This window comes from Paracoccus tibetensis (assembly GCF_900102505.1).
In the GTDB taxonomy this organism is placed as follows: domain Bacteria; phylum Pseudomonadota; class Alphaproteobacteria; order Rhodobacterales; family Rhodobacteraceae; genus Paracoccus; species Paracoccus tibetensis.
In genome coordinates this window covers 106,059-129,936 of the sequence record NZ_FMVT01000010.1, presented here as the reverse complement: position 1 = coordinate 129,936, position 23,878 = coordinate 106,059, and the positions used below count along the sequence as shown (strand labels likewise).

Annotated in this window: 23 protein-coding genes; 12 read left to right on the top strand and 11 right to left on the bottom strand. The window is 68.9% G+C overall.

Going from position 1 to position 23,878, the window contains the following annotated elements:
• Nucleotides 1-44: 44 nt before the first annotated feature.
• Nucleotides 45-545, bottom strand: coding sequence for a YciE/YciF ferroxidase family protein (locus BLP73_RS14630; protein WP_090746221.1), 501 nt, complete (start codon nucleotides 543-545; stop codon nucleotides 45-47).
• 183 nt (nucleotides 546-728) lie between these two features.
• Between BLP73_RS14630 and BLP73_RS14625 the strand changes: the two genes are divergently transcribed.
• Entirely contained in the window at nucleotides 729-2,600 is a 1,872-nt protein-coding gene (locus BLP73_RS14625) for an ABC transporter ATP-binding protein (protein ID WP_090746218.1), read from the top strand.
• 51 nt (nucleotides 2,601-2,651) lie between these two features.
• A complete protein-coding gene (locus BLP73_RS14620) occupies nucleotides 2,652-3,302 on the top strand; it encodes a pyridoxamine 5'-phosphate oxidase family protein (RefSeq protein ID WP_090746215.1) in 651 nt (216 codons plus the stop codon).
• Here the strand turns inward: BLP73_RS14620 and BLP73_RS14615 are convergent.
• The 7 genes from BLP73_RS14615 to BLP73_RS14585 all read right to left on the bottom strand — a co-directional run bounded on the left by BLP73_RS14615 (nucleotide 3,299) and on the right by BLP73_RS14585 (nucleotide 10,811).
• Nucleotides 3,299-4,147 (bottom strand): glycosyltransferase family 25 protein, encoded by an 849-nt coding sequence (locus BLP73_RS14615; RefSeq protein ID WP_090746212.1) that lies wholly within the window; start codon nucleotides 4,145-4,147, stop codon nucleotides 3,299-3,301. The genes BLP73_RS14620 and BLP73_RS14615 overlap by 4 nt on opposite strands.
• A gap of 143 nt (nucleotides 4,148-4,290) precedes the next feature.
• Nucleotides 4,291-6,606, bottom strand: coding sequence for an OmpA family protein (locus BLP73_RS19930; protein ID WP_090746209.1), 2,316 nt, complete (start codon nucleotides 6,604-6,606; stop codon nucleotides 4,291-4,293).
• A 219-nt stretch (nucleotides 6,607-6,825) separates the two neighbouring features.
• On the bottom strand, nucleotides 6,826-7,674 hold the full coding sequence (locus tag BLP73_RS14605) for a ferredoxin--NADP reductase (protein ID WP_090746206.1): 849 nt from the start codon (nucleotides 7,672-7,674) through the stop codon (nucleotides 6,826-6,828).
• Nucleotides 7,675-7,714: 40 nt separating this feature from the next.
• Complete coding sequence (locus BLP73_RS14600) at nucleotides 7,715-8,101, bottom strand: DUF934 domain-containing protein (protein ID WP_090746203.1); 387 nt, start codon at nucleotides 8,099-8,101, stop codon at nucleotides 7,715-7,717.
• Nucleotides 8,098-8,829 (bottom strand): phosphoadenylyl-sulfate reductase, encoded by a 732-nt coding sequence (locus tag BLP73_RS14595; RefSeq protein WP_090746200.1) that lies wholly within the window; start codon nucleotides 8,827-8,829, stop codon nucleotides 8,098-8,100. Before BLP73_RS14595 ends, BLP73_RS14600 begins: the two co-directional genes overlap by 4 nt.
• Nucleotides 8,822-10,480 carry a nitrite/sulfite reductase gene (locus BLP73_RS14590; protein ID WP_090746197.1) on the bottom strand — a complete coding sequence of 553 codons (1,659 nt, stop codon included), beginning with the start codon at nucleotides 10,478-10,480 and terminating at the stop codon, nucleotides 8,822-8,824. The genes BLP73_RS14595 and BLP73_RS14590 overlap by 8 nt, the downstream gene beginning before the upstream one ends.
• Nucleotides 10,473-10,811 carry a DUF2849 domain-containing protein gene (locus BLP73_RS14585; protein WP_090746195.1) on the bottom strand — a complete coding sequence of 113 codons (339 nt, stop codon included), beginning with the start codon at nucleotides 10,809-10,811 and terminating at the stop codon, nucleotides 10,473-10,475. Before BLP73_RS14585 ends, BLP73_RS14590 begins: the two co-directional genes overlap by 8 nt.
• A 102-nt stretch (nucleotides 10,812-10,913) precedes the next feature.
• Here BLP73_RS14585 and BLP73_RS14580 point away from each other — a divergent pair, with 102 nt between their 5' ends.
• Genes BLP73_RS14580 through BLP73_RS14570 form a run of 3 tightly spaced genes read left to right on the top strand, consistent with a single transcriptional unit; the run spans nucleotide 10,914 to nucleotide 13,508 of the window.
• The gene (locus BLP73_RS14580; protein ID WP_090746192.1) at nucleotides 10,914-11,426 is read left to right on the top strand and encodes an Lrp/AsnC family transcriptional regulator; all 513 of its coding nucleotides are present in this window, start codon (nucleotides 10,914-10,916) and stop codon (nucleotides 11,424-11,426) included.
• Entirely contained in the window at nucleotides 11,423-11,827 is a 405-nt protein-coding gene (arsC, locus tag BLP73_RS14575; protein WP_090746189.1) for an arsenate reductase (glutaredoxin), read from the top strand. The genes BLP73_RS14580 and arsC overlap by 4 nt, the downstream gene beginning before the upstream one ends.
• 34 nt (nucleotides 11,828-11,861) lie before the next feature.
• Nucleotides 11,862-13,508 carry a cation:proton antiporter gene (locus tag BLP73_RS14570; RefSeq protein WP_090746186.1) on the top strand — a complete coding sequence of 549 codons (1,647 nt, stop codon included), beginning with the start codon at nucleotides 11,862-11,864 and terminating at the stop codon, nucleotides 13,506-13,508.
• Here the strand turns inward: BLP73_RS14570 and BLP73_RS14565 are convergent.
• Together BLP73_RS14565 and iscR are read right to left on the bottom strand one after the other, a co-directional pair.
• Nucleotides 13,505-14,092, bottom strand: coding sequence for a DUF2585 family protein (locus tag BLP73_RS14565; RefSeq protein WP_090746183.1), 588 nt, complete (start codon nucleotides 14,090-14,092; stop codon nucleotides 13,505-13,507). The genes BLP73_RS14570 and BLP73_RS14565 overlap by 4 nt on opposite strands.
• 52 nt (nucleotides 14,093-14,144) lie before the next feature.
• Nucleotides 14,145-14,603 (bottom strand): Fe-S cluster assembly transcriptional regulator IscR, encoded by a 459-nt coding sequence (iscR, locus tag BLP73_RS14560; RefSeq protein WP_090746180.1) that lies wholly within the window; start codon nucleotides 14,601-14,603, stop codon nucleotides 14,145-14,147.
• A gap of 179 nt (nucleotides 14,604-14,782) precedes the next feature.
• On the opposite strand from iscR, the gene BLP73_RS14555 reads away from it, so the two are divergent.
• From BLP73_RS14555 to BLP73_RS14545, 3 genes are all read left to right on the top strand, one after another.
• Entirely contained in the window at nucleotides 14,783-15,445 is a 663-nt protein-coding gene (locus BLP73_RS14555; RefSeq protein ID WP_090746177.1) for an alpha/beta hydrolase, read from the top strand.
• Between the two features lie 20 nt (nucleotides 15,446-15,465).
• A complete protein-coding gene (locus BLP73_RS14550) occupies nucleotides 15,466-16,584 on the top strand; it encodes an HD domain-containing protein (protein ID WP_090746174.1) in 1,119 nt (372 codons plus the stop codon).
• A gap of 89 nt (nucleotides 16,585-16,673) precedes the next feature.
• Complete coding sequence (locus BLP73_RS14545; protein ID WP_090746171.1) at nucleotides 16,674-17,150, top strand: hypothetical protein; 477 nt, start codon at nucleotides 16,674-16,676, stop codon at nucleotides 17,148-17,150.
• A 124-nt stretch (nucleotides 17,151-17,274) separates the two neighbouring features.
• On the opposite strand, the gene BLP73_RS14540 is transcribed toward BLP73_RS14545, so the two are convergent.
• Nucleotides 17,275-18,414: a Hint domain-containing protein gene (locus BLP73_RS14540; RefSeq protein ID WP_245686688.1), complete on the bottom strand. Its 1,140-nt coding sequence runs from the start codon at nucleotides 18,412-18,414 to the stop codon at nucleotides 17,275-17,277.
• A 218-nt stretch (nucleotides 18,415-18,632) separates the two neighbouring features.
• Here BLP73_RS14540 and BLP73_RS14535 point away from each other — a divergent pair, with 218 nt between their 5' ends.
• The 4 genes from BLP73_RS14535 (at nucleotide 18,633) to BLP73_RS14520 (ending at nucleotide 23,872) form a co-directional block, all read left to right on the top strand.
• Entirely contained in the window at nucleotides 18,633-19,844 is a 1,212-nt protein-coding gene (locus tag BLP73_RS14535) for an NADP-dependent isocitrate dehydrogenase (RefSeq protein ID WP_090746168.1), read from the top strand.
• Nucleotides 19,845-19,931: 87 nt separating this feature from the next.
• A complete protein-coding gene (purQ, locus tag BLP73_RS14530) occupies nucleotides 19,932-20,600 on the top strand; it encodes a phosphoribosylformylglycinamidine synthase subunit PurQ (protein ID WP_090746166.1) in 669 nt (222 codons plus the stop codon).
• Nucleotides 20,601-20,709: 109 nt separating this feature from the next.
• Complete coding sequence (locus BLP73_RS14525) at nucleotides 20,710-22,530, top strand: sensor histidine kinase (protein ID WP_090746163.1); 1,821 nt, start codon at nucleotides 20,710-20,712, stop codon at nucleotides 22,528-22,530.
• A 16-nt stretch (nucleotides 22,531-22,546) separates the two neighbouring features.
• Nucleotides 22,547-23,872 (top strand): sigma-54-dependent transcriptional regulator, encoded by a 1,326-nt coding sequence (locus BLP73_RS14520; RefSeq protein ID WP_090746160.1) that lies wholly within the window; start codon nucleotides 22,547-22,549, stop codon nucleotides 23,870-23,872.
• The last annotated feature ends 6 nt before the right edge of the window (nucleotides 23,873-23,878 follow it).

Below are 23,878 nucleotides of genomic sequence, written 5' to 3'. Positions count from 1 at the left end.
CGGGGCGGCCTTTTTCCTTGGCGGAAGGGTGCGGGGGGCGCGCCTCAGCCCTCGGCCGCCGCCTTGTTGACGCCGCCTTCGGCGATGCTGGTCATGTGCTCGTCGCCGCTGCGCGTGTTGTCGAGGCAGTCCTGCAGCGCCGCCGCGTCCTCCTTGTGGCCGAGGCGGTTGGCGAAGGTGCGGACCGAGCCGTAGCCGGCGATGGCGTAATGGGTCAGGCGCTGGTACTGCGTGATGATCGCCGCGTCCTGCACGTCATCATCGCCGAAATCGGCCTCCAGCCCGTGCTTGCGGGCCTCGGTCACCAGGCCTTCCATGCCCTTGCAATGCTCTCCCGTGGGATCGACGCCGTGGCGGCCGCAGATCTCCGAGATCACCTGCATGCCGCGCGCGATGCCCTGGACGCCGGAATTCAGCGCTTCGGCGAGATCCTTGTTCTTGGCGGCGCCGGCCAGTTCCGAGGTCACGGCCTGCGACTGGTCGCACGCCGAGTACAGATCCTGAAGCTGGTCGATGTAAAGGTCGTGCAGATTGTTGATGCTCATTGCGGTGTCTCCTCAAGACGTCGATCGGCCGTTCGGGCCTGTGCGCCTCAACCCGCGGCCCCGCCCTGCCGTTCCCCGCGCGGCAGCCCGCCGCAGCCGAAGCCTAGGCTTGACAGCGGGCGCTTGCCGGTCCAGCACTTGCCTCCCGGCCAGATTCACATCCTGCAAGCATGAGGCTGAACCATGTTCGCCTGGTTCGAACGGCGCATTGACCCCTATCCAAGCGAGACGCCGGCGATGCCGCCGCGCTCTCTGGTGCGCTTCGTGCTGCATTACAGCCGCGGCGCCATCCCCTGGCTGGTGCTGCTGGCGCTCGGCTCGGGCGCCATCGCGCTGATCGAGGTGATGCTGTTCGGCTATCTCGGCGAGCTGATCGACCGGCTCGGCGACACGCCGCGCGACCAGTTCTGGGCGCAGGAAGGCAGCCGCATCGCCTTCATGGCGGTGGTGCTGCTGCTGGTGATGCCGGTGCTGAACCTCTTCAGCTCGATGATCCTGCACCAGACGCTGATGGGCAACTTCCCGCAGCGCATCCGCTGGCAGGCGCATCGCTACCTGCTGCGCCAGTCCATCGGCTATTTCCAGGACGAGTTCGCGGGCCGCATCGCGCAGCGCCTCATGCAGACGGCGCTGGCGGTGCGCGAGGTCGCCATGAAGCTGATGGACGTGGGCAGCTACGTGCTGATCTACTTCATCGGCGCGCTGGCGCTGGCGGCCAGCCAGGACTGGCGCCTCGCGCTGCCCTTCGCGGCCTGGGCCGCCGGCTACGCTGCGCTGCTCTGGTGGGTGGTGCCGCGCCTCGGGCGGGTGGCGCAAGACCAGGCCGATGCCCGCAGCGCGATGACCGGGCGCATCGTGGACAGCTACACCAACATCGCCACCGTGAAGCTGTTCAGCCATTCCGACCGCGAGGAGCGGTGGATGCACGAGGGGATGGACCGCTTCCTCGGCACCGTTCACCGGCAGATGCGCCTGTCGGCGACGCAGGACATCGTGCTGAACGTGCTGAACGTGGCGCTTCTGGGGGCGGTCGCGGGCCTCGGCCTGTGGCTCTGGTCCGAGGGCGCCATCGCGGTGGGCGCGGTCGCCGTGGCCGTGCCGCTGGCGATGCGGCTGAACAACATGAGCCACTGGATCATCTGGGAGTTCGCGGCCCTCTTCGAGAACATCGGCACGGTCCGCGACGGCATCTCCAGCCTCGCGCTGCCGCGCGAGGTGCGCGATGCGCCCGATGCCCGCCCGCTGCTGCCGGGGCCGGGCGCGGTCAGCTTCGAGAACGTCACCTTCCGCTATGGCGGCGTCGCGGGCAGCCGGCCGCTGCCGGTGCTCGAGGACCTGACGCTGGACATCCGGCCGGGCGAGCGGGTGGGCCTCGTCGGCCGCTCGGGCGCAGGGAAGTCCACGCTGATCAACCTGCTGCTGCGCTTCCACGACATCGAGTCCGGGCGCATCACCATCGACGGGCAGGACGTGGCGCGGGTGACGCAGGACAGCCTGAGGGCGGCGATCGGGGTGGTGACGCAGGACAGCTCGCTCCTGCACCGCTCGGTGCGCGAGAACATCGCCTATGGCCGGCCCGATGCCACCGACGCGCAGATCGCGGACGCCCTGCGCATGGCCGAGGCCGAGGGCTTCGTGCCTGGCCTGACCGACAGCCACGGCCGCCGCGGGCTGGAGGCTCATGTGGGCGAGCGCGGCGTGAAGCTGTCGGGCGGGCAGCGCCAGCGCGTCGCCATCGCGCGGGTGGCGCTGAAGGACGCGCCGATCCTGATCCTGGACGAGGCGACCAGCGCGCTCGACAGCGAGGTGGAAGCCGCGATCCAGTCCCGTCTCGAGGTGCTGATGCAGGGCAAGACGGTGATCGCCATCGCGCACCGCCTGTCAACCATCGCGGCCATGGACCGGCTGATCGTCATGGACGGCGGCCGGATCATCGAGCAGGGCAGCCACGCGCAGCTTCTGGCGAGCGGCGGGCTTTACGCGCGCCTCTGGCAGCGGCAGTCGGGCGGCTTTCTGGACATGGACGCGCCGGAAGCCGAGGAAAGACGCGCCTGAGCGCTGGACAGGCGGGCGCCGCGCCTGCCAGTCTGGCGCAAAGGGGGACGCATGACCGACAGCACGCTAGATCCGGCCCATCTGGTCGAGACCGAGGAGGGCCTGCGCGCGCTCTATCCGGCGACGCACGAGATCGCGAAGCAGAAATGCCTTCCGCATCTGGACCGGCATGCGCGCGACTTCATCGCGCGTGCGCCGTTCCTCTGCATCGGCACGCAGACCGCGGAGGGCCGGGCCGATGTCAGCCCGCGCGGCGATCCGCCGGGCTTCGTCAAGGTGCTGGACGCGCGCACGCTGCTGATCCCGGACCGCCCGGGCAACAACCGGCTGGACACGCTGTCGAACATCATCGCCTCGCCTGCCGTGGGCCTTTTGTTCATCGTGCCGGGCTTCGACGACACCCTGCGCGTCAACGGCACCGCCCGGATCACCCGCGATCCGGCCCTTCTGGCCCTGATGGAGGTGCAGGGGCGCCTGCCGCTGGCCGCCATCGCGGTGACGGTCGAAGAGGTGTTCCTGCACTGCGCCAAGGCCTTCCGCCGCTCGAGGCTGTGGGACCCGGCGCAGCAGCAGGACCGGCGCGAGATGCCCTCGCTGGTCCAGATCATCCTCGACCAGACCACGGGCGCGCCCGAAGACCCGGCCCAGCAGCGGGTGCTGGACGAGGGGCTGGAGAAGGCCTATCGCGAGTCGATGTACTAGAGCTGGTCGAAGATCTCGTCGATCCCCAGGACGACCGCCCCGGCCAGGACCGCCGCCTTCAGCCAGTGGCCCTGCGGCATGCCGTCCATCTTCAGATAGGCCAGGTGCCCGGCGCGGAAGGCGAGCCGCGTCAGCTCCAGCCAGGCGCGATAGGGCAGCACGGTCAGGTAGCGCGTGACCGGGTATTTCGCGGCCTTGATGTCGTTCTGGATCTGCGAGACGGCCTCGTCCCGTTGCAGCGTCGGCACAGGGTCCACGAAGGCCGCCCGCAGCCCGTCCAGATATTCCAGGTCGAAGGCGATGTCATAGGCCAGCCGCATGGGCATCAGCTTGCCGGTGATCCATTCGGCCGCCGCGCGGTTGATGACATAGGCCCCCGCGCCCTTCTCGCGCGTCAGCGCCTTGGCCAGCCGCCGCCCGCCCGGCAGGGCGCGGTAGCCGTATTTCGGCCCCTCGTTCACCGTGCTGAGGCGCAAGATGTCCCAGCTGCCGTCCTGCATCGCCGCCCGCAGGACGGGCAGGAAGTCGGGCGCGAAGCTCACGTCGTCCTCGAGGATCAGCGCATGGCTCGCCTCGCTCGCCAGCAGACGGCGGGCGCATTCGACATGGCTGAGATAGCAGCCGACCTCGGCCGGGATCACGCGGCGGCCGTGGAGGTGGCGATAGGACCACGCGTCGAAATCCCGATGCGGGAAGGTGAGGGCGCTGCCGTCCACGGCCGGCACCCGCTCGAACGGCAGGCCGGCGGCGGCCAGCTTCTCCTCCATCCGCCGCAGCCGCTCGGTCGCGCGGTCGAGATTGATGAGATAGGTGTTCAGCCCTTGCGGCAGGAAATGCGGGACCATAGGCGGCTCGATCTGGGACGGTCCCGGTGCCTTGGCGTGCGGGGGCGGATTCTGTCAAGAACATCCTGCAGCACCCGGCGCCGCTGCCGGCAATGTGAAAAGGCCCCGGATCATCCGGGGCCTCTCCGTCGGTGCTGGCGGATTTACTGCGCCTGCGCCAGCAGGTCCGTGATGCGGCGGACCGAGGCGCGACGGTTCTCGCGGATGTCACCCTCGGCGCGCACCAGCAGGAACTGCTCGCCGTAACCTTGCGTCACCAGGTTTTCCGGCGGGACCTGGAAGTACTCGGTCAGCGCCAGCGCGACCGACTCCGCCCGGCGATCCGAGAGGGCCAGGTTGTAGGCTTCCGAGCCCACCGTGTCCGTATGACCCTCGATCATGAAAATCTCGCGCGGGTTGGCGCGCACCTGCTCCTGGATGATGCGGCCGAGCGAGGCAAGCTGCTGGGCCTGGTCCGGACGGAGCGCGGCCGAGCCGGTGTCGAAGGTGATCGCCTCGATGTTGACGGGGGCGACCAGCGCGCGGACTTCCGGGATGTTGCGGATCTGCGACAGGGTGAACTGGCGGTCCGTGACCGTCTCGCGCTGCAGGGCGACGCGCAGTTCATCCTCGTTCAGGCCGCGCTGCGCCGGCACCGGGGCGGGCGCGGGCAGGGTCGTCACGTCCACCGGACGCACGTCGGCGGTGTCGTCGATCAGCCGCGTCTGCGTGCCGTCGGCCGAGACCAGCGTGCGGCGCAGAACGTTCAGGTTGGCATCGCGGATGGTGATGACGCGGCTGCCATCGGCGCGCGTGACGATGGTGCGCGACGAGCCGTCGTCGAAGTTCTCGGTGGTGACGGTCGAGCCGGGCTGGCGCAGCAGCGCGACATCGTCCCGGATCACCTCCTGGCTGCCGTCGGGGCGCGTCACCACGATCCGGTCGGGCGCGCTGAGGGCGACCTGCCGGTTGTTGTTCAGCATCGAGCCGACAGCGACCGCGCCAAGGCCCAGCAGAAGCGCACGGGTCAGGTCGTTGCTGCTGCCCGAGCCGCCGGACTGCGCCTGCGGCTGCGCCTGAGCTTGCGCTTCCGCTTGGGCATCGCGGGCCTGCTGCTGGCCTTGCGTGACGGCAGTGGCGAGCGCGTCGCGCAGGCTGGACGTGAAGTCCTCCGAGGAGGAGCGGCTATTCTCTTCGGTCACCTGCTGCTCGGTCACCTCGCCAGAGCCTTCCTCGGCCTCCAGCGCGGCGGCGCTGACCGGCTCGCTGGCCTCGGCGGCCTCGCGCGCGACTTCCGTCTCGCGCGTGTCCTCCTCGGCGGCGCGCAGGACCATCTGGCCGTCCTCGACGCGGTACATCTGCGCCTCGGGCGCGGCGAGACGGAAGACGCCCTGCTCGCTTTCCTCGATGACGACGCCGCGCGGCGTCAGGAAGCGGTTCCCGGCGGCGGTCAGAGCGGCCAGCGACAGGCCGGCGGCGGCTTCCTCGCTCAGAACCTGCGCCAGTTCGGGCTGGGCCGCCGCGCGCTCTTGCTGCTGAGTGTCGGTGGACAGATCAATCGAGCCCTCGGCCGAGGCGTCCGCGGTGGCGGTTGCATCGGCCTCTGCGGCCGGGGCGTCGGCGGCATCGTCCTGACCGGCCAGAGCACGGGCAAGGCTGTCGACCAGGCTGCTGTCGTCGGCAGGCGCATCCGCTGCCGTATCCGTTTCGGTGTCCGTCGCCTCGGCCTCGGGCGCGGCATCGGTCGCCAGAGCGTCGGCCTCGGCTGCGTCCTCGGCAGCCGCCGTTTCGGCGGCAGGCTCCGTCGCCGGAGCTTCGGCCGTATCGGTCTCAGCCGTGTCCGCCTCGGGCAGCGGTGCCTCTTCGGCGGCCGTCACGGCGGGTTCCGCCGGCTCGGGTTCCACGGTCTCGGTCTCGGCGATTTCGGCTTCGGCTTCGACGTCGGCACTGCCGTCCGCCTCGGCCGCCAGCGCCGCCTCTAGATCCGACACCGAGGCGGCGTCGCCCAGTTCCTCGGACTGCGCCGTCACCGGCTCATCCGCCAGCGCGTCGGCGGCGGTCAGCTCCTCGGCGCTGTCAGCCTCGGGCTCGGCTTCGGTTTCCTGCATGTTCAGGTCGGCGCCGTCCTGCGGCCCGTCCTCGGGTTCCGCCTCGGCCGTGGCGGCCGGAACGGTGACATTCGCGAGCACGATCTGCCCCGAGTCGGACAGGTCGACCTCCAGCCCGCCGGGCGTCAGCAGGGCCACGTCGTCGGCGCAGGGGCGCTCGCCGCCATCGGCGCATTCGAGATCGTCGGCCTGAAGTCCGGTCGCGAGTTCCGCCTGAAGCGCGGCGTCGTCGGCCGGGCGCTGCTCGGCCTGTGCGGCGATGCGGCCCTCGACCTCGGCGTCAGGGATCCGCAGTTCGGCATGGGCGAGGTGCGGAGCCAGCAGCGACAGGCAGGCCGCGATTGCGGTGCTGTTGTGAATGATGCGGCGCATGGGTTCTCCTTCCCGAAGGATCGTCATCTGGTTGACCACCTAACAGGCTGGAAACAGAAGGGTTCCCCACAAGCGCGTGTTCGCCGCGCGATCAGCCGACGCGTTAGCGCTTGCGTCACGCCGGCTCGCGAAGCCGCTACAGGCCGTCGCAGCCGCGCATGTGAAAGGGCGGCCCTAGGGCCGCCCTTGAAGAAAGCCGCAAGGGCTGGGCGCGCGGCCTCAGACGCCGTCGCCGACGAAGGCCTTCTCGACCACGAATTCGCGTGGGTCCGAGTTCGCGCCTTCGTTCAGGCCCAGCCCCTCCAGCACCGCCTTCACATCCACGTTGAAGGCCAGGCTGCCGCAGATCATCGCGCGATCCTCGGCCGGGTTGATCGGCGGCAGGCCCAGATCGGCCAGCACCTTGCCCGAGGCGATGTTGTCCGTGATCCGGCCCATCAGCGGCGAGGCTTCCCGCGTCGTGGTCGGGTAGTAGAGCAGGCGCTTGGCAAAATCGTCGCCATAGATCTCGGTCAGCAGCGGGTCGGTCCGCAGGTTCGCGACAAGCTCGGCGCCATAGGTCAGCTCGTCCGCGGTGCGGCAGGTGTGCATCATGATGACCTGCTCGAAGCGCTCGTAGGTCTCGGGATCGCGCATGAGGCTGGCGAAGGGCGCGATGCCGGTGCCGGTCGCCAGGAACCACAGCCGCTTGCCGGGCAGCAGCGCGTCGAGGACCAGCGTGCCGACGGGCTTGGGGCGCAGGATGATCTGGTCGCCGGGCTTGATGTGCTGGAGGCGCGAGGTCAGCGGCCCGTCCGGCACCTTGATGGAATAGAATTCCAGCTCGTCGTCCCAATTCGGCGAGGCTATGGAATAGGCTCGCAGGATCGGCTTGCCGTTGTCGCCGGGCAGGCCGATCATCACGAATTCGCCCGAGCGGAAGCGCAGGGACGCCGGCCGGGTCACGCGGAACGAGAACAGGCTGTCGGTCCAGTGCTTCACCGCCGTCACGGTGGCGGCGTCGGGAAGGGTCGGCTTGGCCTTGGCAGCCTCGGTCACGGGCTCGGTCACGGGAATATCCAGCGTCATGTAGGGTCCTTGTCGTCTATCTGGGGAAGCGGAGTGGGCGTCAACCCGCCAAGGTGGCGCGGTGATCCCAGTCCTTCCAGTCGGCGCGGGCGCGCCATTGATCCTGCGGCTGGCGGGCGGCGATGTCGGGCGCGACCTGCACCTCGTCGAAGCCGACCCGGCGGGCCATGGCGTATTGGTCCGCGATCAGCCGGCCGGTGGCGCGCAGGCGCCCCTTGTAGCCCAGCTCGCGCAGGCGGCGGGCGAGGCTGAAGCCGCGCCCGTCGCTGAAGCTGGGAAAGTCGATGGCCAGCAGCTCTCGGTCCAGATGCTGCTCGAGATCAGCCAGCGGCGTATCGGGCGCCAATGTGACGGTCGCCTCGCGGTCCAGCGGATGGAAGCCGTCGTCGCGGGCGAGGACGGGCTGGCTGTTCAGTTGCTCGCTCATGCCGAGACCTTTCCGCGGACCATGCGCCCGCCGATGAAGTGGATGCCGCACTCGGATTTCTCCTGCCCGCGCCAGCGGCCCGAGCGGGGATCTTCCCCCGGCGCCACGGGCGAGGTGCAGGGCGCGCAGCCGATGGACGGGTAGCCCTTGGCGACCAGCGGATGACGGGGCAGGCGGTTCTCGATCATGTAGTCCTGCACGTCCTCCGGCCGCCAATGCGCCAGCGGATTGACGCGCAGGCGGGCCGGGGGTTCCGGCTCGAAAAACTCCAGCGCGGCGCGCTGGCCGTTCTGGAAGCGCTTGCGGCCGGTGATCCAGGCGTCATAGCCCGACAAAACGCGCTCCAGCGGCACCGTCTTGCGGAAGTCGCAGCAGGCGTCCGGGTTCACCTTATGCAGCGTGCCGTCCGGGTCATGCGCGGCGATCTCGGCTTCGGAGGCCGTGATGACCTGCACGTTGGTCAAGCCCAGCTTCGCCGCGACCTCGCGCTGGTAGTCCAGCGTCTCGGGGAACAGCATCTGCGTGTCGATGAAGAGGACCGGCAGGCCCGGCGCCACCTTGCTGACCATGTGCAGCAGCACGACCGATTCCGCCCCGAAGGACGAGACCAGCGCGACCTTGCCCAGGTCGGGATCGGTGACGGCGCGGCGCAGGACCTCGATCGCCGCATGGTGGCGGTAGCGGTCGTTCAGCCGCCCCGCCCGCGTGTCGAGGTTGCCGTCAAGCATCGGCTTGCGCCGGGTAAAGGGCGGCCTTGAACGGCGCTTGGCCGAGCCGGCGATAGGCGTCGATGAAGCGTTCCGAGGCGTCCTCGCGGACCTCCAGATAGGCGCGCAGCAGGCGGTCGATGGCCGGCACGACCTCTTCGGCCGGGAAGCCCGCGCCCGCACGCTCGCCGATGGCGGGGATGTCGTAGGCATCGCCGCCGAGCGTGATCTGGTAGTTTTCCACCCCCGCCCGGTCGAGGCCGAGGATGCCGATATGGCCCAGATGGTGATGCCCGCAGGCATTGATGCAGCCCGAGATGCGGATGTTGAGGTTTCCGATCTCTTCCTCCAGCCCGGCGGCGCGGAAGTGGTCGGCGATCTCCTCGGCGATGGGGATCGAGCGGGCGGTGGCCAGCGCGCAGTAGTCCATGCCGGGGCAGGCGATGATGTCGCTGGTCAGGCCTGCATTGGCCGTCGCAAGCCCCGCCTCCTTCAGCGCCGCGTAGAGCGCGGGCAGGTCCGACTTGTGGACATGGGGCAGCGCGACGTTCTGGTCGTGCATCACGCGCAGGTCGTGGTGGCCGTAGCGCTCGGCCAGGTCGGCCAGCAGGCGCATCTGTTCGGCCGAGGCGTCGCCGGGCGTCTGGCCGGGCGCCTTGAAGGTCACGACGACGCTGGCATAGCCGTCGACGCGGTGCGGATGCAGGTTCGTGTCGGTCCAGCTGCGGAAGGCAGCGTTCGCGGCGCGCTCGGCCTCAAAGCCGTCGACCGGCGCGTTGCGGAACGAGGGCGCGCGGAAGCGGTCCTTGAAGATCGCGAGCGCCTCGCGGTCGGCGCCGTGGAAGTCGCGGCGGCGGGCCTTGAACTCTTCCTCGATCTCGGCGCGCATCGTGTCGAGACCGCGCTCGAGCACGGTGATCTTGATACGGGCCTTGTACTTGTTGTCGCGGCGGCCGCTGAGGTTGTAGGTCGCGATGATCGCCTCGACGTAGGGCAGCAGGTCCTCCTCGGGCAGGAAGTCGCGGACGACCTGGCCCAGTAGGGGGGTGCGGCCGAGACCGCCGCCGATCCAGACCTCGAAGCCGGTCTTGCCGCCGCGCTCGATCAGGCGCAGGCCGATGTCATGGGCCGCGATGACCGCGCGGTCCTTGGCGCCGCTGGAGATGGCGATCTTGAACTTGCGCGGCAGGAACTGGAACTCGGCATGGTCGGTCGACCAGCTGCGCAGCAGCTCGGCATAGGGGCGGGGGTCCGCGACCTCGTCGAAGGCGGCGCCGGCGAAGGCGTCGGTGGTCACATTGCGGATCGTGTTGCCGCTGGTCTGGATCGCGTGCATGCCGACGGCGGCCAGCGCGTCCAGCATGTCCGGGATGTCCACGAGCTTGGGCCAGTTGAACTGGATGTTCTGGCGCGTGGTCCAGTGGCCGTAGCCCTTGTCATAGGTCTCGGCCAGATGGGCGAGGGTCCGCATCTGGTCGGGGCTGATCGTGCCGTAGGGGATAGCGACCCGCAGCATGTAGGCGTGCAGCTGCAGGTAGACGCCGTTCATCAGGCGCAGCGGGCGGAATTCCTCTTCCGTCAGGCTGCCGTCGAGGCGCCGGGCGACCTGGGCACGGAACTGCGCCGCGCGGTGCTGGACGTAGTCGGTCTCGACGGGGCGGACGTCAAACATTGGCGCTCTCCGGTTTCTGGGCGCAATCGGCCTGGATGCCGTGGAAATAGTTCGAGGGGCCCTTCTGGCGGAAGGCCTCGCGGAAATGGACCGGCTCGGGGCCGTTCGGGCCGGCCTTGGCCTCGACCAGGTAGGGGCCGACGACCTTGTCCGACTGCCCGACCGCCTTCAGCAGCGCCAGCTCGGCGATGGCCTCGTCCTCGTAGAGCGTCGCCTGGCGGGGGTCGGGGGTCCAGCCCTCCTCGCACATCCAGACGTTGAAGCCTTCGCGCAGGTCGTTTGCGGTGATGACGCCCGGTCGGCCGGGCTTCGGGGTGAAGGCTTTGCTCATCGGTCGGACCTTTCCGTTGGTCTGTTCTATATAGAATTTCGTTCTGGATTCTTGCGAGTCCCGCTGCGAAATAAGGATGAAGGCCGCAAGAGGGTTTCGCCGATGGAACCGGGTTCCGCAGATTTGACCAACCCGCAAACGCCTGTCCGGCTGGACGAGGTGGACCGCAAGATTCTGTCCCTGCTGCAGCAGGATGCGAGCCTGTCGCTGGACCAGATCGCCGACCGGGTGGGGGCCTCGAAGACGCCGGTCTGGAACCGGATCCGCAAGCTGCGCGAGGCCGGGGTGATCCGCCGTCAGGTGGCGATTCTGGACCCTAACGCGCTGGGGCTGGAGGCCTGCTTCTTCGTCCTGATCCGCACGAGCGAGCATGACAAGGACTGGGCCGCGCGCTTCCTCAAGGCCCTGCGCGAGCGCGAGGAGGTGGTCGAGGCGCACCGGCTGGCGGGCGACATCGACTATATCCTGAAGGTGCAGGTAAAGAACGCGCGGGCCTATGACCGCTTCTACCAGTCGCTGATCGGCGAGGTGAAGATCCACAACGTCACCGCGCTGCTGTCGATGGAGGAGATCAAGGCGACGAGCGCCCTGCCGATCCCGCAGGCCGGGCGATGAGCGGGTGGGTCATCTGGCACAAGCCGACCTGCTCGACCTCGCGCTTCGTGCTGGGCGCGCTGCGCGAGGCGGGGATCGAGCCGGAGGTGCGAGATTACGCGGCTGATCCGCCCTCGGAGGCCGAGCTGCGCGCGGCGCTGGCGCAACTCGGGATCGGCGCGCGGGACCTGCTGCGGCGCAAGGAGCCGCTGTATCGGGAGCTGGGGCTGGCGGACGCGACGCTGGACGAGGCGGCGCTGATCGCGGCCATGGCGCGGTATCCGTTGCTGATCGAGCGGCCGGTGGTGTTCTCGCCCGGCGGCGCGGTGCTGTGCCGGCCGAAGGAGCGGGTGTTCGAGGTGGTTTTGCGTCCCGCGGCCGCCGGGGGCGCTTCGCCCCCCGGACCCCCCGAGGATATTTGATGACCAAAGCAGGGGAGGGTGGCGCTTGACCGAGATGAGCGTGTTCTACGAGATCGCCATCCTGATCCTGCTGGCGGCGGGGGTGGGATTTCTGGGCCTGCTGGCGCGGCAGCCGCTGGTGGTGGCCTTCATCGCCGTGGGGGTGCTGGCGGGGCCGGACGTGCTGGGGCTGGTGCAGTCGACGCATTTCATCGAGGTGCTGAGCCAGATCTCGATCGCGGTGCTGCTGTTCCTGGTCGGGCTGAAGCTGGACCCGGGGCTGGTGCAGAGCCTTGGGCGGGTCGCGGTGGCGACGGGGCTGGGGCAGGTGAGCTTCACCGCCGTGATCGGCTTCGGGATCTGCCTGGCGCTTGGGCTGGACCCGCTGACCTCGGTCTATGTGGCGGTGGCGCTGACGTTTTCATCGACCATCATCATCGTGAAGCTGCTCTCGGACAAGCAGGAGATCGGCGCGCTGCACGGCAAGATCGCGCTTGGCTTCCTGATCGTGCAGGACATCTTCGTGGTGCTGGCGATGGTGACGCTGTCGGCGATGGGCGTCGGGATGGGCGGGGGCGGCTCGGCTGCCGATGTCGGGCTGGTGCTGCTGGGCGGGATCGTCATGGTGGGGCTGGTGGTCCTGTTCATCCGGCACGGGGCCGACCGGCTGCTGCGGCCGATGTCGCGCTCGCCCGAGCTGCTGGTGATCTTCGCGGTGGGCTGGGCGGCGGGTCTGGCGGCGCTTGGCGATGCGCTTGGCTTCGGCAAGGAGCTGGGCGGGCTGCTGGCGGGGGTGTCGCTGGCCTCGACGCCCTATCGCGAGGCGATCGGCGCGCGGCTCGCGTCGCTGAGGGACTTCCTGCTGCTGTTCTTCTTCATCAACCTCGGGGCGGGGCTGGAGCTGTCGGCGCTTGGCGGGCAGCTTTGGCCGGCGCTGGTGCTTTCGCTCTTCGTGCTGATCGGCAATCCGCTGATCGTGCTGGCGATCATGGGGGCGCTCGGCTATCGCAAGCGGACCGGGTTCCTGGCCGGGCTGACGGTCGCGCAGATCTCGGAATTCTCGCTGATCTTCATGGCGATGGGGATCGCCATCGGCCATGCCCAGCCCGAGGCGATGGGGCTGGTGACGCTGGTCGGCCTCGTGACCATCGCGGTCTCGGTCTACATGATCACCTTTTCGCACAAGCTCTACGCGCTTTGCGAGCCGCTGCTGGGCATCTTCGAGCGGCGCGGGGCGGGGACGGCCGAGGCGGCGGTCGCGGATGCCGACGCCGGGGCGCATGACGTGATCCTCTTCGGGCTAGGGCGCTACGGGCGGCAGATCGGGCAGCGGCTGGCGGATCGGGGCCTGAGGGTGCTGGGCGTCGACTTCGACCCCGAGGCGCTGGAGGCCTGGCGCCGCAGCGGCCAGCCCGCCGCCTATGGCGATGCGACAGACCCGGAATTCGTGGCGCATCTGCCCTTGGCTGGGGTGCGGGCGGTCGTCTCGGCCGTGCCGCGCGAGCGGGGGGCGCTGACGGAAAGCGATCCGCAGCTGACGCTGCTGGACGGGCTGAAGGCGGCGGGCTTCACGGGCCGCATCGCGCTGTCGGCGCAGCACGATGCGGAAGGCGCGCGGCTGCGCCGCCATGGCGCCGACATCATCCTGCGGCCCTTCGAGGACGCGGCGGATTTCGCCGTCCGGCAGGTGGTGGGCGCCTAGGACCAGAAGCCGAGGGCGCGCAAGATGCCGATGGCGAAGCCATCGGCGATCCAGAGGGAGAGGGCGATCTCGACCGCCAGCGCGGCCATGAGGATCGGCAGGCCGCGCATCCGCAGCGCTAGGAGCGCGCCGGCGGCGACCGCCAGCCCGTCCGCCATGGCGTTGAGGATGCTGTCGCCGGAATAGGTCAGCGGGTCGAACGGGTCGTAGTTGAAGGCGGCCACGACCGGCGGCAGGTTCTCGACCAGCTCCCAGATGGTGCTGCTGACGATGGCGGCGCCCATCAGTGTCCAGGGCCCCCAGTCCGGGCGGATCCTGCGGACCAGCGCGATGACCAGCATCCCCGAGACGAGATGCATCAGCGTGTAGGGGTCCAGCATCACCTGCGAGTTCAGCGCCGGATCGTCCGGCATGGCCCAGATCAGGCCGCAGTCGCAGCCAATGGGCCGGCCGAGCGCCGCGAAATAGGCAAGCTTGACCGCCATGGCGCCGACCAGCAGCGCGATGGCACGCTGCCGGGCGCCGAGGCGGGGCGGGGCTGCAAGGGCGTCGCGCCCGAACGGCGCCGAAGGATCATGTCGCATCGCCGGCCACTCTAGAAGCGGCTTCGGCGGGGGCAAGGGGACTATTTGTCCGTCATTCGTCCACGACGTTCAGGATGCGCGGCAGGGCCGGGCAGGGCAGAAGCTGGTTCTTGGCGACGTCGGCCAGCGTGTGGTTGTGCAGGAAGACGTAGACATGCGCCGAGAGGCTTTCCCACAGCCGGTTCGACAGGGTCTGCGCGCGCGAGCCCGAGATGCCTCCGGACGCCCCGGCGCCGATATGCATGGCGCTCACCGTCTCGTCCACGGCCTCCAGCACCTCGGCGATGCGGATGGCCTCGGCCGCGCGGGCGAGGCGGTAGCCGCCGCCGGGGCCGCGGACCGACGCGACGAGCCCCGCGCGCCGCAGTCGCACGAAGAGCTGCTCGAGATAGGGAAGCGAGATGTCCTGCCGCTTCGAGATCTCGGCCAGCGAGGTCAGATCGCCGCCCTTGGCGATCGCCAGATCCGTCAGGGCGATGATGGCGTAGCGGCCCTTGGTCGATAGCTTCATCACGCTCCTCCGTCGGTGTTGCGGGGCCCGGCCGCTGCTTCTGTTGACGCCCGGCGCCCATGCGGGCTATGCCCGCGCTCGCAGGTTTCTTGCGAAGGCCGCCCGGCTCTCCCAGATATCCCGTCTAGAAGCCCCGCGACGACGCGTCAAGAAACCCGACCGCCCCGTAAAGGATGACCATGCCAGAGCTGATTTTCCCCGGCCCCGACGGCCGTCTCGAAGGCCGCTACCATCCCCAGCCCGGCAAGCCCGACGCCCCAATCGCCATCGTCCTGCACCCGCATCCGCAATTCGGCGGCACGATGAACAACCGCGTGGTCTACAACCTGCACTACGCCTTCCACCGCATGGGCTTCACGGTCATGCGCTTCAACTTCCGCGGCGTCGGCCGCAGCCAGGGCGAATTCGATCAGGGCATCGGCGAGCTGTCGGACGCGGCCTCGGCGCTGGACTATCTGCAGGCGATGAACCCCAACAGCAAGCATTGCTGGGTCGCGGGCTTCAGCTTCGGCGCCTGGATCGGGATGCAGCTTCTGATGCGCCGCCCCGAGATCACCGGCTTCGTCAGCGTCGCGCCCCCGGCGAACATGTACGACTTCAGCTTCCTCGCGCCCTGTCCCTCGTCGGGGCTGATCGTGAACGGCACGGTGGACCGCGTGGCTCCGCCCAAGGACACGCACGCCCTTGTCGGCAAGCTGCGCGAGCAGAAGGGCATCACGATCACGCATGAAGAGATTGAGGGCGCGGATCACTTCTTCCGCGACGACGAGGTGCACATGAAGCCGATGATCGACCTGGTGCAGGGCTATGTGCGCCGGCGCCTGACCGAGAGCAGCCGCTGACCGCTGCGGGGGCTGCCGCGATGCTGACGGCGCGGCTGGACTTCCTGGCCGAGGCCGACCGGCTGAAGTCGGTGACGCGGGCCAATGTCCTCATGGACCTGTCGCGGCCTGAGAACAGCGCCGAGCACAGCTGGCACGTCGCGCTCTACGCCCTGGTCTTCGGCGCCAGCGACCGCGCCATCGCGATGATCCTGATCCACGACCTGGTCGAGATCGACACCGGGGACCAGCCGATCCACCTGGACCACGACGCCGCCGCCTTGGCCGCGGCCGAGGCGGCGGCGGCGCGGCGTATCTTCGGGATGCTGCCGGCGCCCGAGGACCTGGCGCCGCTCTGGCACGAGTTCGAGGCGGCGGCGAGCCATGACGCGCAGGCGGCCAAGCGGATGGACCATGTCCAGCCGATGTTCCAGGTGCTGCAGGCGCCCCGCCCATTGCCGGACCATGTCCGCATCGTGCAGGAGAACCTCACCCGGGGGCGCGCCGCCCGCCTCGCCGATGAGTGGCCCGAGGTGATGGAGGCAGCGCACGCGTTGCTGAACGCGCGGCAAAGCGTCGCGGGCGATCTGGGACGTCGGCTGGCATTCCTGGCCGAGGCGGACGCGCTGAAATCCGTGGACCGCGCCAGCCGGCTGATCAATCTCAGCCGGCGCGAGAACAGCGCCGAGCACAGCTGGCACGTCGCGCTGCACGCGCTGGTCCTCGCCCCGCTGGCCGACCCGGAGGTCGCCATCGGCCGCGTCATCCGCATGCTGCTGATCCACGACCTGGTCGAGATCGACGTGGGCGACGTGCCCCTGCACGCGGCGGGCGGCACGGCCCATTCTGCGCCAGAGATCAAGCAGGCCGAAGCCGCCGCGGCCCGGCGCATCTTCGGCCTGCTGCCCGAACCGGACGGCGCGGCGCTGCTGGCGCTGTGGGAGGAGTTCGAGACCGGCGTCACCCGCGATGCGTGCTTCGCCCGCGGCCTTGACCGGCTGCAACCCGCGCTTCTGAACCTTCGCGGCGGGGGGCATGGCTGGCGCGAATTCGAGGTGACGCTGCCGATGCTCGAGGCCCGCTACGGCCCGCCCATCACCGCGGCCTCGCCGGCGCTTTGGGGCTGGCTGCATGCGCGGCTGCTGGGCGTCTTCGCCTGAGGGCCGCGGCGCCAAGGCGGAACAAGACCGGCGTCGCGGGGTTGTGCTGTCCTAACGTGACCTGCACGACACCCAATCAGGAGTTCAACATGACCCCCAAATCCGTTGCGTCGCCGCTTGCGATGGCCGCCGCCGCCGTTCTGGCCTTCACCCCTGCCGCGTTCGCCCAAACCACGACCGTCGGCACCCAGGAAATCAACGCCGCCGACCTGCCCACCGTGACCACCCATTGCGAGGCGCTGGTGGGCCAGTCCACGGTCCAGACGACCGGGCTCGACCCGAACTCGGGCAACCCCGACGCCGAGGAAGAGGCCCCCGAGGGCGTCGCCCCGGCCGGTGCGACCGACCTCAGCGCCTCGACCGAGCCGACCACCGCGGCCAATTCGGGCAACATCGACCAGGAGGAAGTCGCGCCCGAGGGTGAACTGGCCCAGGTCGACGCGAGCCCCGCTCCGGTCGAAACCGACGCCGCCAGCGGCAACATCGACGCCGCCGACAGCCAGGTCGAAGTGAACCTCGACGAGATCACGCTGGCCGATTGCCAGGCCGCCGGCCTCGTCAACTGACGCAAGCCAGCGCAAGCCTTAAAGCCCCGGGAGCGATCCCGGGGCTTTTTCATGTCGGATGTTATTAGCCTAGGCCCTGCCGCATGCCGATGCTGGCCGCGGACGCGCAACGCGCGTCAAAGCCTTAGGAAAACAGCGGCCTCTGGTTGACCATGTGGCGCTGGACCATGCGCCGCACGCGCGGGCCGCGGACGAGGTGGCGGGCGGCCGGCGGGGCGGCGTCGAGCCGCAGATGGGGAAACAGGATCTCGATCTCCGCGACGGCATCGGCCGACAGGGCGCGCAGCGCCTCCGGCCCGGTATAGAGCGACTCGGTCGCGGCCCCGTTCGACAGCACCACCTCGTGCCGATCGAAGAGCAGGTGGTGATAGGACACGCCGTCCGCGTCCTCTTCCACGGCGATGCCTGGAAGCTCGGTCAGCTGGATCACCGGAACCAGAAGCTCGCGCGCGCCGAACATCCGTGCGGCGATGCTGGAGCTGACCAGGACGCGGTGCTGCGGCGACAGCCGCAGCGGCAGCGACGGCGTCTGCGGCGCAAGCGCGCCCGCTTCGACACGGACCGGGCGCAGGTGGGGCAGGGCCGTCAGCTCGGCGCGGCTGAGGGTCGAGACCCCGCACCAGCGCAGCGGCTGGAGCCCGTGATCGCGGGTCATCACCAAGTCCCCCGGTTGCAGCTCCTCGACCGGGCGATCGCCGGTGGCGGTGCGGATCAGGGTGCCGGCGCAGAAGCACTTGATCCTCAGGTCGAAGATCGTGGGCGAGAACGAGACGAGCGCCACGTAAACCTCGGGGCCGAGCGGCGTCGCGCCGAGGATCTCGACCGACTGCAGCTCTTCGATCTTGTCCCAGGCCGGGACGGTGTCGCGGGCGGGGCGGAAGAAGATGTCGCCATTGCTCATCTGCATCAGCACGCCCGTCTCCTTGCGGATGGTGCCGTCCGGCAGGGTCAGGGCATAGGTGACGCTGGCAAAGCCGGTGATAACCTTGCTGACCTCGCTTTCGGCAGAGGGCGAAGCGTAGCTGAGGACCGTGGCCGTGGACGGGGTCGTGTACCAGTTGTAGGTCGTGCGGAAGACCTGGGTCTGGACGCCGTTGAACGTGCCCGTAGTTGCGGTCCCGGTGAGGACGACCGGCTTGATCTGCGCCTGCCCGGTCGCGCTGTGGCCGATGAGCGGCTGCAGCTCTTGCAGGGTGACGGGCGTGGCCGGGTCGATGTTGAGCTGCGGCAGATTGCCGAACCACATCCACGTCACTTTCTGCATTGGAACACCTCGGCCACCGGGAACTGGAACTGCACCCTCCTTACCCCGGGCGCCCCCGCCGCCCCGAATCTATTCCCCGGCGCATTTGATGCGAATGCCCGTCAAGCCCAGCCTGCACCTGGCCGGCCGCGGCAGGCATACCATCGCATACCGGCTTTCCAATGCAGGGCGATGGGGGTATAGGCAGTCCGAATTCATCAATGCCAAGGGGGCCCGCAATGTCGAAGATCAAGGTCGAAAACCCCGTCGTCGAGCTCGACGGCGACGAGATGACCCGGATCATCTGGGACTTCATCAAGCAGAAGCTGATCCTGCCCTATCTGGACTTGGACCTGAAATACTACGATCTCGGCATCGAGGAGCGTGACCGCACCGACGACCAGATCACCGTCGATGCGGCCGAGGCGATCAAGCGCTACGGCGTCGGCGTCAAGTGCGCCACGATCACCCCGGACGAGCAGCGGGTCGAGGAGTTCGGCCTGAAGAAGATGTGGCGCTCGCCCAACGGGACGATCCGCAACATCCTCGGCGGCGTCATCTTTCGCGAGCCGATCATCTGCAAGAACGTCCCGCGGCTGGTGCCGGGCTGGACGCAGCCGATCATCGTCGGCCGCCACGCCTATGGCGATCAGTACCGCGCCACCGACTTCCGCTTCCCCGGCAAGGGCAAGCTGACGATCAAGTTCGTCGGCGACGACGGCCAGGAGATCGAGCACGAGGTCTTCCAGTCGCCCGGCGCCGGCGTCGCCATGGCGATGTACAACCTCGACGAGTCGATCCTGGACTTCGCGCGGGCCAGCATGAACTACGGCCTCAGCCGCAAGGTGCCGGTCTACCTGTCCACCAAGAACACCATCCTCAAGGCCTATGACGGCCGCTTCAAGGACCTGTTCCAGAAGGTCTATGAGGAAGAGTTCGCCGACCAGTTCAAGGCGGCCGGCATCCACTACGAGCATCGCCTGATCGACGACATGGTCGCCTCGGCGATGAAGTGGTCGGGCGGCTATGTCTGGGCCTGCAAGAACTACGACGGCGACGTGCAGTCGGACACGGTCGCGCAGGGCTTCGGCTCGCTCGGGCTGATGACTTCGGTGCTGATGACGCCGGACGGGAAGATCGTGGAATCGGAAGCCGCGCACGGCACGGTCACGCGCCACTACCGCGAGCACCAGAAGGGCAACGCGACCTCGACCAACTCGATCGCGTCGATTTTCGCCTGGACCGGCGGCCTCAAGCACCGCGCGAAGCTGGACGACAACACGGCGCTGATGAACTTCGCCAGCACGTTGGAGAAGGTCACCGTGCGCGCCGTGGAAGACGGTCACATGACCAAAGACCTCGCGCTGCTGGTCGGCCCGGACCAGAAATGGCTCACCACGATGGGCTACCTGGAAAAGGTGGACGAGTACCTGAACAAGGCGCTCGCCTAAGATCGACGGCCGGGCCAAGCGCCCGGCCTCTTTCTTTGCGGCCCCGGCTGCGCTAAGGGGCTGCCATCCCAGATCAGGAGCCGCGCCATGAAAGCCGCCGTCGTCACCTTTCCCGGATCGAATTGCGACCGCGATCTGGCCGTCGCCTTGAAAGCGGCCGGTGCCGAGGTCGTGCGGGTCTGGCACAAGGACAGCGCGCTGCCCGAGGGGATCGACCTCGTGGGCGTGCCCGGCGGCTTCTCCTATGGCGACTACCTGCGCTGCGGGGCCATCGCGGCTCATTCGCCCATCGCGGGCGCGCTGCGCGCCCATGCGGCGCGGGGCGGCTACATGCTGGGCATCTGCAACGGCTTCCAGGTCCTGACCGAGCTGGGCCTGCTGCCCGGCGCGCTGATGCGGAACGCGGGGCTGACCTTCCTCTGCAAGCCGGCCAAGCTGCGGGTGGCGACGGCAGAGAGCGCCTTCACTGCGGGCTATGCAGCGGGGCAGGAGATCACGATCCCGGTCGCACATCACGACGGCAACTACCAGATCGATCCCGAGGGGCTTGCCGCGCTGCGGGCCGAGGACCGCATCGCCTTTACCTACGTCCCGGCGATGAACGGCTCGGTCGCTGACATCGCGGGGGTTCTGTCGGCCAACCGCCGCGTCCTCGGCATGATGCCCCATCCCGAGCGCGCGGCCGACGCCGCAACCGGGGGCGAGGAGGGCGCGCCGCTCTTTCGCGGACTGGTTGAATCGCTCGTCCGCGCCTGATCCGTCGGGTCACCGGAACGCCCTGCGGCTTGAGAAGCGGGGCGCTTGCGCGTAGATTGCGCCAGCCATCTGGTGCGGGGTTGCCGCGCGGACAGGCTCCGGGGGGGTGATGGCTCGGCGCGCGAAGATCGACGACGACATCGAAAGCAGGACGAACGGCCGGCGGGATTTCACCGCCCGGCTGAACGGCCAGTGGTGGCTTCGTGCCGCCTTGGCGCTGCTGTTCCTGGGCGCCGCCGCGACGATCTGGACGACGAACGCCTGGCTGACGGAACGGTTTTCCGAGAACACGCGCGTGCGGTCGGAACTGCGCCTCGCGCTCTATACCGGCAACCTGATGTCGGAGCTGCAGCGCAACTCGGTCGTGCCGCTGCTGCTGGCGCGCGATCCGGCGCTGATCGGGGCGCTCAACGGCAACGACTTCTCGACCACCTCGGCCCGGCTGATGACCGCGCAGAAAGAGATCGGCGCCGCGACGATCCGGCTTCTGGATGCCACGGGCCGCGTCGTCGGCTCGACCGACCGCTACCAGATCAGCGCCAACATGTCCGCCGCGCCCTACTTCGTCGAGGCGCTGCGCTCGCGGGATACGGTCTTCTCCGTCTCCGAGCAGGCCTCGGGCGCCTATGAGTTCAGCTATTCCCGCGCCGTCGTGGCCGAGGGGCGCACGCTCGGCGTGATCGTCGTCGGCGCGGACCTGACGCGGCTCGAGCGGTCCTGGGCCGGGATCTCGGACGCTGTCGCGGTGACGGACAGCGAGGGCAACATCATCCTTTCGACCGAGCCGCGCTGGCGGGGGCTGACGCTGCCGCAGGCGCTGGCGGTGCGCTCGGCCCCGTCCGCCATCCAGCGCGCCTTCCAGGTCACCGCCGACTGGACCAGCCAGCCGGCCGACGCCTATCTGCAAGGCCGCGCCGTGATGCAGTCCGACGCGCGGGTGCCCTTCCGCGGCTGGCGCATGATCAGCTTCACCGCCTATTCCAGCGTCCGCGAGCGGGTGAACGCGATCCTCGCGCTGCAGATCATGGGCTTTGCCATCCTGCTGGCCGGGACCTTCTGGGTGCTGTCGCGCCGTGCCCGGATGCAGTCGGTCGCCTACATGCGCGAATCGGCCGACCTGCGCGCCCTGAACGCCCGCCTCACGCGCGAGATCGCCGAGCGCGAGCGCGTGCAGAAGGAACTGCGCGTGGCCGAGCAGACGATGCAGCAATCCTCGAAGCTGGCGGCCCTGGGCGAGATGTCGGCCGGCGTCAGCCACGAGCTGAACCAGCCGCTGGCCGCGATGAAGACCTATCTCGCCGGGGCGCGCCTGCTGCTGCAACGCGGCCGGCCCGAGGAGGCGCTGTCCTCGTTCCAGCGCATCGACGACCTGATCGACCGCATGGGCGCGATCACACGGCAGCTCAAATCCTATGCCCGCAAGGGCGGCGAGGCGGTCGAGCCGGTGGACCTGCGCGCCGCCGTCAGCAGCGCGCTGACGATGATGGAGCCGCAGCTGCGGACCCGCCCCATCCGCATCATCAGGAACGTGCCGCGCCAGCGGGTCATGGTCATGGCCGACCGCATCCGGCTGGAGCAGGTGCTGATCAATCTGCTGCGGAATGCCGTCGATGCCGTTCACGGCCGGCCAAACGCCCAGATCGAGATCACGGTCGAGGCCGGCTCTCACGCCTATGTGTCCGTCAAGGACAACGGTCCGGGTGTCTCGGACCTGGAAAAACTGTTTGAACCCTTCTTCACCACGAAGAAGCCGGGCGAGGGGACCGGGCTGGGCCTGGCCATCTCCTCGAGCATCGTGGCCGATTTCGGGGGCAGGCTGACCGCGCATAACGAGACCGCCGATGCCGAGAATGGCGGCGGCGCCGTCTTCCAGGTCGAGCTGCCGCTGCACGCCCCCACCGAGACACGTCCGGCGCTGGCCGCCGAATGACCAAAGAGAGGAAGAAATGTCCCGCAAGTTGAAGATTGCCATTGTGGACGACGAACCTGACATGCGGGAATCGATCAGCCAGTGGCTGGTCCTGTCCGGGTTCGAGACCGAAACCTATGCCAGCGCCGAGGATGCGCTGAAGATCATCGGCCCGGACTGGCCCGGCGTCGTCGTCAGCGACATCCGCATGCCGGGCATGGACGGGATGGCCTTCCTCAAGCGCCTGATGCAGCTCGACAGCAGCCTGCCGGTCATCATGATCACCGGGCATGGCGATGTGCCGATGGCGGTCGAGGCGATGCGGATCGGCGCCATGGACTTCATGGAAAAGCCGTTCAATCCCGACCGGATGACGCAGCTGGCCAAGAAGGCCACGCAGTCCCGCCGCATGGTTCTGGACAACCGCGCGCTGCGCCGCGACCTGTCGGAAGGCCAGCAGGTCATGTCCAAGCTGATCGGCACCAGCCCGGTGATGGAGCGTCTGCGCGAGGACATTTTGGATCTTGGCCAGGCCGACGGGCACGTCCTGATCGATGGCGAGACCGGCACCGGCAAGACGCTGGTCGCCCATGCGCTGCACGCGGTCGGCCCGCGCGCCTCGAAGAAGTTCGTCCCCGTCTCCTGCGCCGCCTACAACGACGAGGCGCTGGCCGCGCGGCTCTTCGGACCGCTGGAGGAAGGGCTGCCGGCGGTCGAGGAGGCGCGGGGCGGCACGCTCTGCCTCGAGGACATCGAGGCGCTGTCCGAGGCGATGCAGGCCCGGCTGCTGGCCTTCATCTCCGAGCAGGGCACCCCGGCCGAGACGCGGATCATCGCCATCTCGAACGCGCGAGGCGAGGGGCGGCGGGCCGAGGATTCGCTGCGGCCGGACCTCTTCTACCGCCTCTCGGCGCTGAAGATCACCCTGCCGCCCCTGCGCGCGCGGGGCGAGGACATCCTGTCCCTGTTCGCGCGCATGACCGAGCAGTTCAGCGAGGAATATGGCTGCGAGCCGCCGCAGGTCAGCGCGCAGGAAGCCGCGCAGCTGCTGCAGGCCCCGTGGCCCGGCAACATCCGCCAGCTGATCAACGTGGCCGAACGGGCCGTGCTGCAGAACCGGCGCGGCTCGGGCTCGATCGCCTCGCTGCTAATGGCGGATGGCGAGGACAACCAGCAGGCCACCACGACCGAGGGCAAGCCGCTGAAGGAATATGTCGAGAGCTTCGAGAAGATGCTCATCGACAACACCATGCGGCGCCACAAGGGCAGCATCTCGGGCGTGATGGAGGAGCTGTGCCTGCCGCGCCGGACGCTGAACGAGAAGATGGCGAAATACGGGCTCCAGCGCGGCGACTACCTCTAACGGCGC